Raw genomic sequence first — 15,301 nt, 5'->3', positions numbered from 1 at the left:
GAATAACATTGTGACATAAAACTATATTACCTTCCGATAAACATCTGTGTCCAATAGTGACCATATGAACCGCCTTTTGCATACCCAACACCAATTTCTGTAACATCACGCTTCAATATATTGGCACGATGCCCCGGGCTCTGCATCCACGCTTTTACGACTGCCTCAGGAGTTCGCTGCCCAGCAGCAATATTTTCTGCTGCTGTTCTGTAAGAGATCCCAAAGTTTTTCATCATCGTAAATGGCGACCCATATGTAGGTGAAGTATGACTGAAGTAATTTCGGTCTCTCATATCAACAGATTTATAGCGAGCTACTCGTGATAATTCCCAATTTCCTCTTAATGGAGGTAATCCCGCCTTCTGTCTTTCAGCATTTGTTAGTGAGATCACCTGCTGTTCAATTGATTTTGTTCCACTTATTTGTGGAATGTTCACCTTTTGACCCGGATAAATTAAATTAGGATTTTTAAACTGTGGATTGGCATTTATAATTTCTGATAAGCCAACCTGATAACGCTGTGAAATAAGCCATAGAGTATCCCCGCTTCTAACAGTATGAGTAGTCGTTTGGCCAAAAACGTTTTGCGGGAATGAAAATAGCCCAATTAATAAAAAAGCATCACTAAACGTTGTATTGTTTTAGTCATTGTACACCCTCCTTCATCGAATAGTTTTACCCATAAAGGAAGTTTTAACTCTATAAAAATAAGCCCTGCCATTAAAGTTGATAACTTTGCATTGCATGTTGCATTCATTCGTACTATTATTAAAAAAGATGCTTGATTCTTTAAGGTGCATTTTTTGTTATGCGTTTACACAATGTAAGGTATGGTACATGATTAAGCTAAGCAAACAATATTTTCACTTTAACTTTTTAAGATAATTAAGCTATAATATATTATGGTGAAAAGGCTTTAGGAGGGACATACATATGAGAATGGAAGGTACAGGTATTGAAGGTGTAACACTTGATTTATCTCGTCTAACTGAAATCATGGAAGATCATGGCCTTGTTTTAGCGGGTCAATGGGATTATGAGCGTGTTACATATGATCGCAAAATCGAAACAAAAGGGGAGATTTATTATCTGCGTATCCAAGGGTACGCTGTAGAAGGTGATGTCGGCGGACGTCATGCAGTCATCAAATTAATTACACCACTTTTAGGTAGATATTACTACCCACACGGTGTTGAGTATGGTGAAGGAGAAAACTTCCCAGCAAGTGTTGTTAACACTAGCAAAACTGTATTAAAGCAAGTTTCTGAGGCATTACAAAAAGCTCTATAATTGCAAGTTAAAAAGGGTCAGGCCCCTAAACACGAATAGATGGAGTTTCTAATATTAGATCCACTATATTGTGTTCGAAGGGTTCCGACCTTTTGTTTTGAATTGACTCTTTTGCAGTCTTTTTTAAAAAAAGTCAAATAATACTGATGTCCCTTGAGATGGCAGCATTTCTTTAAGTAAGATCACTTGCTGTTCTTCACCTTGAATCATACCTATTTCAAAGAGTTTTTGTGGATCAGAATGTCCAAGTAAAATGGATGTTAATGTTCCAATATTTATGATTAATCCCTTTTTAGGCGGATTTGTGCATGAACCCTTTTCTTTTTGAAATGTTTTAATCGAATTCCCTTGTAAAAAGAACGTACCATTATTCCATGTACATATCGGATCAGATAGATGCAAAATTAGCGGATCCTCACCTTGAATATAAAACGGATATTTTTCAAAAAACCTTATGATATTAACAATTCTCCCCATAAAATAAGGGTGAATTTCTGTTTTAACCCTAGGGTTTGGGATAAACAATGTCATCCGATCTTCTTCATGTGTTTTCCATTTTACTGACGATACCATTGAGTCATGCTGACAAATAAAGTTCCAAAAATCCTTTTTCGTCGATTCATTTAATACAACAACTTCATGAACAATTAATTCGCGATCCTTCACTGTATAAAGCATATAACCGTCTTCTTGTCTTTGATCATTCACATGTATAATAGCATGCTCAGCTTTCTTTAGTACAACATCTTGCCACCAGCTTTGATCTCGGATTAACAGACCATTATATTTTTCAGAAAAGAACTCGTATATATTCATTAAAGAAGAAAGTGCCTCTTCCTTTGTCTTTCGGATAAAGGATCCGTTGGAACTATGTATAAAAATTAAATCTTCTTTCGATATGGTATAAGATTTTTCCGAGCAAATCATTTCCCAGCCAAATTTTCGGTAAAATGGAACAGAAAAAGGATGCAAATATGAAATATCATACCCTTCATTATTCATCCAATGTAAACTTTCATTTAGTAAGCTTGCAACTTTCCGGTTCCTTCTTGCCTCTGGCCATGTTGCTACCGAGGCAACCCCTCCCATTTTAAACACTTGGTTTTTTAGTTTCACTTGTAAAGGGTATACATGAAGCTTTGCAATAAGCTTATTTTCCTCGAAATCTCCTAGAATATACTGCATATCTAACTTTCTTTTTACCTCAGTCATTTCATGATCAGCAACCTTATATTGAAAAGCATATTCTGATAATGCGATGACATCCTGATAATCCTCATTTGTAATTTCCCGAATCACGTTTATTCACTCCCTTTCGGTGGAAAGGGGAACAAGCCCTCATTCCACCGCTTAATGTTTCATTCTAAATCTTTCTTTTGAATCTCCCATTTTAAAAAGCGGCCATCTTTTTTCGTACAGATCATCCCTAATTTTTCGAAAAGTCTTATTGATTGATCTTGCCTAACATCACACTCCATAACAATCCTTTTAACAAATTTTTGATAGGTTAACCAATCAATAAAGGCATCGACTGCTTCAAATGCGAGCGATTCATCTACATCCTTATCCTCTACATGATAACATAGTTCAACATCACCTTCCTTTGAAGGCTTTCCTAACAATAAAATATCACCAATTATTTTCTTTTCTTCATAAAGAATAATTAACCATAATCCACACTCTTTTTCTGGCTGCTTGTTTTCTAAGCATTCAATGTAAAAAGGAAGGAAGCCCTTTACAAAAGATGATGGCCAACTATAAGGGAATTCAATTGGCGACCGTTTATCCAGCTCCTTTCGATGAAACACTAATGATTTAGCAATGTCGAGAGAACATGGTATTATCATTAGCCGATTCGTTAAAATTTCGATCAAACCATTCTCCCCCCTTTGAATTTTTAATAAATACAACGGACTTTCCAAGCATAGATCAAACATATACAAATAAATAAAAAAGGTGGTTTAGAACAGTTTATTCTAAACCACCTTGTAAATATGTTTAAAACCCTAATATTGCTTTAATAACTGATGTTGTTTCACCACCGCTATAAAACACATACAACAATAAATATACCGCAACACCCGTAATTCCTGAAAAAAACCAGATAATACTCGTTATCGGTCCTAATTTACGATGTCGTTCGTAATTTTTTTTATAACCTGTAACCAAAGTAACAATTCCTAATATAGCTCCTACTGTTGCTAATGTAATATGAAAAATCAAAAAGACTGTATAATAAATTTCAATATTTTCCGGTCCGCCAAAAGCAGTATTTCCAATAAATATCGTTCTAGAAGCATAGATTAGGAAAAACAGAACGGCAAAAATCGCTGCAACCGTCATCGCTTTCCTATGGGCATCAATTTTTCGTTGTTTAATTAAGTACCAGCCAATAGCTACAGTCATTGCACTTAATACTATAAAAGTCGTACTAATAGTAGGCAAAATAGGTAATGAAGTATTCATTTTTATTCCTTCCTTTATGTTATCGAAACAGAAACAATACCGATTTTATGTATGTGGTGACGCAATTTCAAATCCCTTTCCCTTACTGCCTTGCCAGAAAGAGCTGCGTCACCATGACCTTATTTTACTGGTTCAGGAGAAAAATCCTTTTTCATATCAATTTCATCTTTTTGACGTTCTTTACGAGCCCATTGGAAAAAGATATAGGCGAGAATAGTACCGTAAACAATTTCTTGGATGATTTTCATTAGAACGCCGCCTAGTTGTTGATCCTCAAGAAGCGGTAACGTATTAAACATTTCAGGGCCAGTTAAATTCAAGCCTGACAACATATCAGCAGGTACACATAATGCCAGAGCATTTATCCATGCTTGAGGCTCTGAGTAGGTCGCATACATTGGGTCTGTTGCAAAAATAATCAATGCACAGGCAGGAGTAAGCAAAACACCATCGGCAAAGATGTAGCCAACCTTTTTAATACCTGTAAGCGATTTCCACTCAGGCAATGTATTAAGTAATGGAAACCACATAAACAAGGCTGCAAAAAAGATAATCGTTGTTATTGCTGCATGGTAAACAGGGTCTGTTTTCACAAAATCAAATACTAATGGAACATGATAAAGTGAAAATACACCGTTAAAAAGAATTAGAGCAATAATTGGATTTGTAAACACCTTCATTAATGGCTTAATAACCGGACGATAAATGATTGCTTTCCACAACCAAACCGGAATACCAAGAATTAATAATGGTGGAACAACTAAATACAAAATAGCCATTTGCGTCATGTGGGCACTAAACATAATATGTCCAAGTAAATCAACTGGACTGCCTTTGCTAATATATAATGCCACGATACTACTAATAAATAATAATTTCTGTTTTGTGGAGACAGGAGTACTTTCTGAAAATTTCGAACGCCATGGTCCAATAATTAAAAAATACAAAAGAGTTATTAATATCATAACGACTAAAAAATAAGGACTCCATAACGCACGAAATCCAAATATTCCAAAGCTCATTTCCAAATCAGCTCCTTAAGCTAGTCCTTCAAACCAATTATACACATCTGTTTATCCCGTATCAATGAACGTTCTATGACAAACAATGGTCACCACGTAAAAGAAAAGATAAAAGGACAATCAGCATCAAAAGCCAATTGCCCTTTTTCATAATATCTACCACCAGATAATCGTAACAAAGGTTAAGATTGTTAAAGCAGCTACTCCGACACCAGAGTATAAAAATAATGCTGCTGTTTCATGACCTTTGTGACTCATATGCATGAAGTAATATAATTGGAATATTACTTGAATAACCGCTAATGTAATAATAAATGGAACTTTAAACCATTCGCCTATCCCATCATATCCAATCGCAATAAACGCAACAACTGTTAAAAAAATCATCATTGCGAATGTAATAACCTGGTGTTTCATATCCTCTGCATTTTTCTTACGACGATATTCCAAGTCTACTTTTGGGTTTGCTGAATTATGATTATTTGCCATCAGTTTATCCCACCATTCCCATTAAGTATACAACCGTAAAGATGAACACCCAAACAACATCAATGAAATGCCAGTAAAGACTTGCTACGTAATATTTAGGCGCATTGTATAAGCTTAATCCACGTTTTGCATTACGAACGATTAAAGTAGTGATCCACAAAAGACCGAAAGCAACGTGCAAACCATGAGTTCCTACTAGTGTGTAAAATGCAGAACCAAGTGCACTGCTTGTAATGGTAAATTCATAATGATGAACATAGTGATTAAACTCATAAATTTCTAAAATAAGGAAACCTAGACCTAAAAGAACAGTGATGATTAACCACAATTGCATTTTACCAAAGTTAAAGTTCTTCATATGATACATCGCGTAAACACTTGTTAAACTTGATGTTAAAAGCAGCATAGTTGCCACAAATGTAAGAGGTATCTCAAATAGTTCTTGAGTTGTCGCTCCACCTGCTGTTGACTCTCTTAGTGCTAAGAAAGTGGCAAAGAGACTAGCAAATAAAACAGTCTCTCCACCTAAAAACAACCAAAAGCCAGTAAATTTATTTTTACCTTCGAGGGTAGCTTTTTCAGGCGATGCGGGAAAATTTTCTGCTGTTAATTTTTCTTCAACATTTGCCATTATGCTCTCCCTCCTTTATCCTCTTTTAGTAAATCTTCTTTATGAATATGATAACCGTGATCATCAATAACAGAGCGTAAGAACATTGCTGCAAATGTAATAATGAACCCGATTATAATCGCTGGTAATGCCCAACCATGATCTTCGCGGTAAAGTAAACCGAAAGATACGATGAATAATCCAAACGACATAATAAAAGGTAAAATTGAACTATTTGGCATATGAATGTCACCAAGTGGTTCAGCTGGCGTCATTTCTTTATTGCCTTCCATTTTCTCAATCCAGAGTGCATCAAGTCCACGAACAAGTGGAGTTTGCTTAAAGTTATACTCTGGCGGAGGCGATGAAATGGCCCACTCAAGTGTGCGTCCATCTCCCCATGGATCCCTGCCAACTCTTTCCCCTTTCACAGCTGTATACACAATGTTAATAAGGAAAAGAATGGTTGCAGCAGCCATAAAGAATGCACCTACGGTACTTACAAAGTTACCTGTATCTAAACCTTGCCCAGGTAAGAAGGTAAATATACGGCGCGGCATACCCATTAAACCTAAGAAATGTTGAATAAAGAATGTTAAATGGAATCCAATAAAGAAAAGCACGAACGTAATTTTATTCATTGCTTCATTTAACAATTTTCCAAACATTGTTGGCCACCAATAAATAGCCCCTGCAAATAATGCGAATACAACCCCACCAACGATAACATAGTGGAAGTGAGCTACGACGAAATAGCTATCATGGTATTGATAGTCAGCTGCTGCTGCTGCCAACATAACACCTGTAACCCCACCAATTACGAAGGAAGGAATAAACGCTACAGACCAAATCATAGGTGATGTGAATTTTACTGAACCGCCCCAAATGGTAAATAGCCAGTTGAAAATCTTAATACCAGTAGGGACAGCAATTGCCATTGTTGCAACGGCAAAGATTGCGTTTGCAATTGGACCCAATCCAGTTGTAAACATGTGGTGAGCCCATACCATGAATCCTAAGAAACCGATTAAAACGGTTGCGAATACCATTGAAGAGTATCCAAACAGACGTTTTCTTGAGAATACAGGAAGAATATCTGAGAAAATACCAAATGCAGGTAAGATCAAGATATAAACCTCAGGATGTCCGAAGATCCAGAAAAGATGCTCCCAAATAATCGTATTACCACCTAATGCAGGATCAAAAAATGCTGTTCCGAATAAGCGGTCAAACATAAGCAGCGCTAAACCTACAGTTAATGCAGGGAAAGCAAATAAAATAAGTGCAGATGCTACAAATGTTGTCCATGTGAATAATGGCATACGCATGTAAGTCATACCCGGTGCACGCATATTGATGATCGTAGCTAGGAAGTTAATTCCCGCAATCAGTGTACCTAAACCTGAAACCTGTAATCCAAGTAAATAAAAATCTACACCATGGCCTGGGGAGTTTAATGCTAATGAAGCATAAGAAGTCCACCCTGCGTCAGGTGCCCCGCCTAAAAACCAACTTAAGTTTAGGAATAATCCTCCGAAGAAGAATAACCAAAAACCTAAAGAGTTTAAAAATGGGAACGCTACGTCGCGTGCACCAATTTGTAATGGTACAACCGCATTCATTAGTGCGAATAATAAAGGCATTGCAGCTAGGAATATCATTGTCGTTCCGTGCATTGTAAGTACCTCATTGTAAAGGCCTGCACTAACAAAATCATTGTTTGGAACAGCTAGCTGAATGCGGATCAGCAATGCTTCTAATCCACCAACAAGGAAGAAGAAGCCACCGGCTATCAGGTAAAGGATGGCGATTTTCTTATGGTCAACTGTCGTTAAGTAGTCCCATAAGACCCCTTTTTTCTGAGTTAACGTGCTCACAGTGTTACCTCCCTTTAAGAAATTAATTGCTTGAGACTTTAAGTCCCATTAAGTATTCAGTTAGAGCATCTAGCTCTTGATCAGATAATTCTGGGTATGTTCCAGTCATTTTGTTACCAGGCTTATAGCTTTCTGGATCCTTTAACCAATTACGAACGTTTTCTTCGTTATGCGGCAGGATACCAGCAACTCTCGCACGTTCACCGAATGAACCTAAGTTAGGTGCAGTTCTTGCTGCAGCCGGACGCTCATCAGCTGGAGATACTGCGTGACATGCAATACAACCTTTTTCTTCAAATAATTGCTCACCTTGTTTAGCTAAATCAGTTGCAGCTACTGCTTTGGCACCTTTCATGTCAGAGATCCATTGGTCAAAATCGTCTCTGGACAATGCTTTCACTTTAAAGTCCATTAAACCATGTGATGGTCCGCAAAGCTCTGCACATTTTCCATAGAAATATTCTCCTGCTTGATCTGCTCTGTCTGAATCAAACGTTAACCACATTTTGTTTACGTTTTCTGTGTTTGTATCCATCTTACCACCAATTGATGGAATCCAGAATGAATGCTTAACATCAGAAGAAATCAAGTTAAAGTAAACCTTCTCATCAGTTGGAACAACTAAGTCTTGACTTGTAACAACTCCATAGTCTGGATATTCAAATTCCCACCAGTATAGATTAGCTCGTACGTTTACGACGATCGCATCCTCTGGTTTACGATTCTCATCATCAATCGCATCAACTTCTGCAAGTTTAAAAGTTGCAGTAACAACAGGAATTGATAAGACAAGAAGTAAAAGAATAGGAATAACAGTCCAAATGATTTCTAGCTTATGATTCCCTTCAACTTGAACAGGAATTTTATTCTCTTCACCTTTTTTTCTGCGAAATTTCACAACAACAAAAATGAAGATTACTGTTACGACTGCAATGACCACTACCATGATAAGCGTGCTCAGCACCATCAGGTCGTACTGCATATCCGCTACCTCACCAGCAGGCTCTAGCGTGGAAAGAAACGGTTCACCACAGCCGGCTAAAACTAGCGTCATAATAGCAAATAATGAAAACAGACGCCATTTTGTCAGCCATTTTTTCATAGCTAAATCAAACCCCTCTTTCAAAATTTTTAAAGTCCTATCAGTATTTCATTCAGGAACTCTTTTTATAAATAAATTCTTTAAAGAAAGAATTTCGCAATTAAACAATGGTAAAGAGCACCATTGATACAAACATAATTGTTAAGTAATTGATGGAATAAACAAACATCTTGGTTGCCCATTTCATCTCAGTTTCCTTATTTCCAAAGCCTTTCATTCCTATAGCAATCCACCCAATATTTAACACTGTTGCCAAGATTAAAAACCCGATACCCAATTCGTAAAGATAAAATGGCAGCGGAAGTAAGCAAGCAATCCATACCATGATTTGACGTTTTGTTACATCAAAGCCATGGACAACTGGGAGCATTGGAATATTGGCAGCTCGGTATTCCTCTGTTCTGCGCATAGCCAGTGCTAAAAAGTGCGGCGGCTGCCAGATAAACATGATTAAAAACAGCACCCATGCCATTACGCTTAGATTAGCATCAACTGCTGCCCACCCAATTAACGGCGGAACGGCACCGGAAATACTTCCTATTACAGTGTTTATTGTATACAGCCTTTTAGACCACATCGTATAAAGGAAAATATATGTAACAACTCCAATTAATGAGATGATTGTTGCAGTGAATGTTGTCATTAACATAAAGACAAACCCGATTGTTAATAGAAAAATTCCAATCCACAATGCTTGAAGCGGATTTACTTTTCCGGTAACAGTCGGCCTCTCCTTTGTTCGTTCCATCAAATGGTCAATATCACGATCATAATAGTTATTAATGGCACAAGATCCTGCTATGACTAATGATGAACCAATTAATGTAAACAAGACAATATCTATATTAGCTAGAAACCCTTTTCCACTAAAATAGAGTGCTAGCCATATACCGGTAAATGTTGTGATTGCGTTAGAATTGACAATACCTACTTTTATTAAAGAAAGGAAATCCTGCCAAAGCGTTGTTTCATGCACATCGTTTGAATGATGCTTGACAGCAGCATCGTCCAAAACTTTCGTATTTGCCAACTCTGTACCTCCTAACTTTCTTATCATTATGCTAATTCTCTTCATTCATGTATGCCCATTCAATTTCACTCATGATGAAGGCGGTTCCAACCTAGTAATTTTCTATATCCTATGATACTAAAAAATCGACAAATTAAAAACGGTCTACTTGTTATTAAATCATAATTCCACAAGAAATTGTGAACAATTCATGAAGTAATTTTGTCGAAATTGTGAAAGGACATTTTTTGAAAAAAACCTATAGATTTCCACTTAAAAACAAGCCCTCTTATTTTATCATAGATCGACAAGCATTTCTTGATAAATAACGAATTCCGCTTTTCTTTTGCCATTTCACATTAAAGCTTAATTCATTAAGTTGATTGTAGTTGAGGAACCGAAACAGCTGAGACGTTAAATCAACAGGCAAATTAAACAGTGCTATTTCAAAAAATGACAATACTTCAAATTTATCCCCTTTTATTTCTAGCAAACTCCGCATGAATATTCAACCTTTTTTGTATAAAACACTATAAATGTTGTTATAAATTTTATAGTAGAAAAGTTTTACGGAATTGAAGACAAAAAGCGTCCTTTATTCCGGATCGTTTTAAGCTTGTAAAGGCTTGACAATGAGCTCCCGCTTTTGCTTATATCTTATAGTTTTGTGAACTTTTCAGCTAATTTATTGTCTTTTTCTATTACATTGTGTACTATCGATGAGTATTTACCAAAATATTTTTTATCATTTAACTATATAAGTAGGTGAACATTTTGCAACGTGCTCTTAAATGGTTTGCCGTATTGACGACAGTTATTATGCTGTTTGTTCTAATTGGTGGAGCCTTAGTGACGAAAACCGAGTCAGGTGCAGGATGTGGAACTTCTTGGCCATTATGTCATGGCGAGTTGGTACCAAGTGAAATTACCTTTGAGCTAGTCGTAGAATTAAGTCATCGGTTAGTTAGTGGACTTGCAGGAATCACAGTTTTAATCCTTTCTATATGGTCATGGAAAAAAATTGGTCATATTAGAGAGACAAAATTCTTAAGTTTACTATCGATTTTTTTCTTAGTTTTACAAGCATTAATTGGTGCTGCTGCTGTTAAGTGGGGTCAATCAGATGCAGTTCTTGCTCTTCATTTCGGTATATCACTTATATCCTTTGCGTCTGTACTACTTTTAACATTGTTAATCTTTGAGGTAGATAAAAAGTTTGATGCAAAGAAACTGATTATTGATAAGCAAATGAAGTTTCATATGATCGGTATTATTGTCTACTCTTATTTGGTTGTTTATACAGGGGCTTATGTTCGGCATAAAGAAGCAAGTCTTGCTTGTCCAAAATGGCCCTTATGCAGCAACCGGACTGGCGGGTTGCCGGCAACATTACATGAATGGATTCAAATGGGGCATCGTTTCGCTGCAGGATTAATTTTTGTTTGGATCGCATATGCGACTTGGCAGGCTATTAAACACCATAAACATCAAAAAATTATTTATTGGGGTTGGGTCATTGCTTTTATTCTTATATCTCTGCAGGTTACTACAGGTGCTCTTATAGTTGTAACGGGCTTAAACCTTTACATTTCATTAGCCCACGCCTTAATCATTTCATGTTTATTCGGGCTTTTGAGTTACTTCCTTCTGCTAGTAAGCAGAAGCAAAATAAATGCTGGAGAGTAAGCGGTTCTGATTCATTCATGGCATATTAAGAAAAACGCAAAAAACTAAGCATTCACCAGGAGCTAGACACAAAAATTAAGTAGAAAAAGTTATACTTACAATTTCAAAAAGGGTTGTCTCAAAACTAAAGGGTCATCTCTCTAACACTTATATAGGAACTGGAATTTCAAATAGTTCCACATATTTAGTGTTTGGTGGGAGATGACCCTTTTGAGACAGCCTTTTTATCCTTTTATAATTTCAATTAATAAATCACCCGTTTGTATACCTTCACCATTTGAGACATGAATCGCATTTACAGTCCCTGCGAACGGTGCTTGGACAGTAGTTTCCATTTTCATAGCTTCCGTAATAATTAGATGGTCACCTTTATTAACCTTTTCTCCTTTTTCAACAAGGACTTTTATAACAGTTCCAGGCATTGTGGCACCAATCTGCTCCTCATTTCCTACTTCCGCTTTTACCTTTGATACAACAGTCGATTTAATACTTTCATCCTTAATAACGACTTCACGCGGCTGTCCATTTAATTCAAAATAAATAATTCTTGTTCCGTCAGCTTGCGGTTCACCAATTGAAACAAGCTTAACAATAAGGGTTTTCCCTTGCTCAATCTCAACCTCTATTTCTTCTCCTAATCTCATACCATATAAAAAGGTTGGTGTATCCAATACGGAAATATCTCCATACGCTTCAAAAGTTTTGATATATTCAGAGAACACTTTCGGATAAAGAGCATTCGCAATTGCTTCAAAGCTTGTTACCGGTCTTCCTAGACTATGGAAGAGCTCCTCCTTCATAGCTTGGAAATTCACTGGCTCCAACCGTTCTCCAGGACGCTCAGTTAATGGCTTACGACCTTTTAAAATAATCCGCTGTAACTCTTTCGGGAATCCGCCATGCGGCTGTCCTAAATAACCTTCAAATAATTCAATAACAGAGTCTGGAAAATCGATACTTTCCCCTTTTTCAAAGATATCATCTTCTGTGAGGTTATTTTGCACCATAAATAAAGCCATATCTCCTACTACTTTTGAAGACGGCGTTACCTTCACAATGTCCCCAAAAAGATCATTTACCCGTCTGTACATTTCTTTTACTTCATTCCATTTTTCCCCTAGCCCTACAGCTTTTGCCTGTTGTTGAAGGTTACTATATTGTCCTCCCGGCATTTCATGCATATAGATTTCAGTATGTGGCGAGTTCATACCGCTTTCAAAAGCAGCATAATATTTTCTAACACCTTCCCAATATTGGGAAAGCTTCTCAAGTGAATTGATATCAACTTTTGGCTGGCGTCCTACTCCTTCTAATGCATAATAAAGCGAATTCGCACTAGGCTGAGAAGTTAGTCCGGCCATTGAGCTAACCGCGACATCCACGATGTCAACACCAGCTTCAATTGCTCTTGCATAAGTAATTATCCCATTTCCGCTTGTATCATGTGTATGAAGATGAATAGGTATATTAACAGACTCTTTAAGTGTTGAAATTAAGTTATAGGCAGCTTGCGGTTTCAGCAGTCCCGCCATATCTTTAATCGCTAGGATGTGGGCTCCTGATTTTTCAAGCTCCATTGCTAAATCCTTGTAATAATTAAGATCATATTTTTGTCTGGCTGGATCAAGAATATCTCCGGTGTAACAGATTGCCGCTTCAGCAATTTTCCCAGTTTCACGAACTGCATCAATGGCTAATGTCATACCTTTTACCCAGTTTAGGCTGTCAAAAATCCGGAATACATCAATACCTGCATATGCAGATTTTTCAACAAACTCTTTTATCACATTATCAGGGTAATTTTTATATCCTACCGCATTTGATGCACGCAATAGCATTTGTAATAATACATTCGGCACCTTTTCACGAATGGTTAAAAGACGTTCCCATGGATCTTCTTTTAGGAAGCGATAGGCAACATCAAAGGTTGCACCACCCCACATTTCTAAAGAAAAAAGATCAGGCATTAATCGTGCAGTCGGCTCGGCAATATGCTTTAAATCTGCCGTACGCACTCTTGTAGCTAATAACGATTGATGACCATCCCTAAATGTTGTGTCGGTTAAAAGGACTTGTTTTTGATCCTTAATCCAATTAACAAGACCATCAGCACCATGCTCAGTTAAAATTTGCTTTGTCCCATTTGGAAACGTCTCGGAGTATTTTACCTTCGGAATGATAGGCTTATCAAATACCGGTTTCTTCTTCTCACCGATTCCGGGAAATCCATTCACTGTAACATTTCCTATATACGTAAGCATTTTCGTTCCACGGTCCTTACGTTTCGGAAACACAAATAACTCCGGTGTGGAATCAATAAACGATGTATTATATTGACCAGATAAAAAATCTTCATGCTTTACGACATTTTCTAAAAACGGGATATTCGTTTTAATTCCACGAATTCGAAATTCCCTTAAATTTCTGACCATTTTGGCTGCAGCTTGTTCAAATGTTAGCGCATGTGTAGAAAGCTTTACTAGTAATGAATCATAGTGCGGTGTGATAACGGCCCCTTGGAATCCGTTTCCTGCGTCTAATCGAACACCAAAGCCTCCGCCTGAACGATAGGCCATAATCTTTCCGGTATCAGGCATAAAATTATTTAGTGGATCCTCAGTTGTTACACGTGATTGAATCGCATAGCCATTGATTTTTATTTGTTCTTGGGAAGTAATTCCTACCTCTTTGCTGGAAAGAGAAAAACCTTGTGCCACCATTATTTGTGTTTGGACAATGTCAATGCCAGTAATCATTTCTGTAATAGTATGCTCAACTTGAACACGCGGATTTACTTCAATGAAATAAAACTCATTCCCAGATACTAAAAATTCTACGGTTCCGGCATTTAAGTACTGAACATTTCTCATTAATTTTACTGCTGCTTCACAAATTTCCATTCTTAAGTCTTCTCCAAGCGATACGCTTGGGGCAACCTCTACTACCTTCTGATGTCGTCTTTGAACAGAGCAATCTCTTTCATAGAGGTGAACAATCGTTCCTTCATTATCCCCAAAAATTTGAACTTCAATATGCTTTGGATTTTCAATAAATTTCTCGACATAAACTTCGTCATTTCCAAAAGCAGCCTTCGCTTCGGATTTTGCACGTTCATAGGATTCCTTTAAACCTGCTTCACTGCGGACGATTCTCATGCCTCTTCCGCCCCCGCCAAGAGCGGCTTTAATAATAAAAGGATACCCATAAGTTTCTCCAAATTGAATGACTTCCTCCAGGCTCGAAACAGGACCGTCACTGCCAGGAATAACTGGAATACCAGCTAATTCAGCCTGTGTACGTGCCTTTACTTTATCACCAAACATATCCAAATGCTTGGATTCAGGACCGACAAAAATAATTCCTTCCTCTTCACACCGTCTTGAAAAATGGATATTTTCTGATAGGAAGCCATACCCTGGATGAATCGCATCTACGTGATTCTTTTTTGCAATTTCAATGATGCCCTCAATATCTAAATAAGCATCAATCGGCTTTTTTCCTTCTCCTACCAGATAAGCTTCATCAGCCTTATAGCGATGGTAGGAGCCTGAATCTTCTTTGGAATAAATTGCAACTGTACGAATATTTAATTCCGTACAGGCACGAAAAACGCGAATGGCAATTTCTCCTCTGTTTGCTACTAATAGTTTTTGAATCTTTCTAAGTGCCATTTTAATCCCCCTAAAGACAATGCAAAAACATCATCATTTTTTAAAAAAATAGTATAACACATTAACCAAAAATGCAACA

14 protein-coding genes are annotated in these 15,301 nt (G+C 37.1%); 2 read left to right on the top strand and 12 right to left on the bottom strand.

What is annotated here, in order from left to right:
* Nucleotides 1-26: 26 nt before the first annotated feature.
* A complete protein-coding gene (gene safA, locus Q1B07_RS00655; RefSeq protein ID WP_299087119.1) occupies nt 27-608 on the bottom strand; it encodes a SafA/ExsA family spore coat assembly protein in 582 nt (193 codons plus the stop codon).
* A 325-nt stretch (nt 609-933) separates the two neighbouring features.
* On the opposite strand from safA, the gene Q1B07_RS00650 reads away from it, so the two are divergent.
* Nucleotides 934-1,290 (top strand): YugN family protein, encoded by a 357-nt coding sequence (locus tag Q1B07_RS00650; protein WP_299086915.1) that lies wholly within the window; start codon nt 934-936, stop codon nt 1,288-1,290.
* A gap of 123 nt (nt 1,291-1,413) precedes the next feature.
* Here Q1B07_RS00650 and Q1B07_RS00645 read toward each other — a convergent pair whose 3' ends face one another.
* From Q1B07_RS00645 to Q1B07_RS00600, 10 genes are all read right to left on the bottom strand, one after another.
* Nucleotides 1,414-2,589, bottom strand: a complete 1,176-nt coding sequence (locus Q1B07_RS00645) for a GNAT family N-acetyltransferase (protein ID WP_299086914.1) — start codon at nt 2,587-2,589, stop codon at nt 1,414-1,416.
* A 59-nt stretch (nt 2,590-2,648) separates the two neighbouring features.
* A complete protein-coding gene (locus Q1B07_RS00640; RefSeq protein ID WP_299086912.1) occupies nt 2,649-3,164 on the bottom strand; it encodes a GNAT family N-acetyltransferase in 516 nt (171 codons plus the stop codon).
* 124 nt (nt 3,165-3,288) lie between these two features.
* Entirely contained in the window at nt 3,289-3,756 is a 468-nt protein-coding gene (locus tag Q1B07_RS00635; protein ID WP_299086910.1) for a DUF420 domain-containing protein, read from the bottom strand.
* Nucleotides 3,757-3,875: 119 nt separating this feature from the next.
* Complete coding sequence (gene ctaG / locus Q1B07_RS00630; RefSeq protein ID WP_299086908.1) at nt 3,876-4,778, bottom strand: cytochrome c oxidase assembly factor CtaG; 903 nt, start codon at nt 4,776-4,778, stop codon at nt 3,876-3,878.
* Nucleotides 4,779-4,934: 156 nt separating this feature from the next.
* A complete protein-coding gene (ctaF, locus tag Q1B07_RS00625) occupies nt 4,935-5,267 on the bottom strand; it encodes a cytochrome c oxidase subunit IVB (protein WP_299086906.1) in 333 nt (110 codons plus the stop codon).
* A gap of 4 nt (nt 5,268-5,271) precedes the next feature.
* A complete protein-coding gene (ctaE, locus tag Q1B07_RS00620) occupies nt 5,272-5,898 on the bottom strand; it encodes a cytochrome c oxidase subunit III (protein ID WP_299086904.1) in 627 nt (208 codons plus the stop codon).
* Nucleotides 5,898-7,754 (bottom strand): cytochrome c oxidase subunit I, encoded by a 1,857-nt coding sequence (gene ctaD, locus Q1B07_RS00615; protein ID WP_299086902.1) that lies wholly within the window; start codon nt 7,752-7,754, stop codon nt 5,898-5,900. Before ctaD ends, ctaE begins: the two co-directional genes overlap by 1 nt.
* A 22-nt stretch (nt 7,755-7,776) precedes the next feature.
* The gene (gene coxB / locus Q1B07_RS00610; protein ID WP_299086900.1) at nt 7,777-8,856 is read right to left on the bottom strand and encodes a cytochrome c oxidase subunit II; all 1,080 of its coding nucleotides are present in this window, start codon (nt 8,854-8,856) and stop codon (nt 7,777-7,779) included.
* 100 nt (nt 8,857-8,956) lie between these two features.
* On the bottom strand, nt 8,957-9,886 hold the full coding sequence (gene cyoE / locus Q1B07_RS00605) for a heme o synthase (protein WP_299086898.1): 930 nt from the start codon (nt 9,884-9,886) through the stop codon (nt 8,957-8,959).
* A gap of 268 nt (nt 9,887-10,154) precedes the next feature.
* A complete protein-coding gene (locus Q1B07_RS00600) occupies nt 10,155-10,367 on the bottom strand; it encodes a hypothetical protein (protein ID WP_299086897.1) in 213 nt (70 codons plus the stop codon).
* A gap of 272 nt (nt 10,368-10,639) precedes the next feature.
* On the opposite strand from Q1B07_RS00600, the gene Q1B07_RS00595 reads away from it, so the two are divergent.
* Nucleotides 10,640-11,551, top strand: a complete 912-nt coding sequence (locus Q1B07_RS00595; protein ID WP_299086895.1) for a heme A synthase — start codon at nt 10,640-10,642, stop codon at nt 11,549-11,551.
* 224 nt (nt 11,552-11,775) lie between these two features.
* Here Q1B07_RS00595 and pyc read toward each other — a convergent pair whose 3' ends face one another.
* Complete coding sequence (gene pyc / locus Q1B07_RS00590; protein ID WP_299086893.1) at nt 11,776-15,222, bottom strand: pyruvate carboxylase; 3,447 nt, start codon at nt 15,220-15,222, stop codon at nt 11,776-11,778.
* Nucleotides 15,223-15,301 lie beyond the last annotated feature (79 nt).

Source organism: uncultured Metabacillus sp., assembly GCF_947503125.1.
GTDB lineage: Bacteria > Bacillota > Bacilli > Bacillales > Bacillaceae > Metabacillus.
Note: the sequence above shows the minus strand (reverse complement) of the source record. Positions and strands in the feature narration are given on the sequence as shown.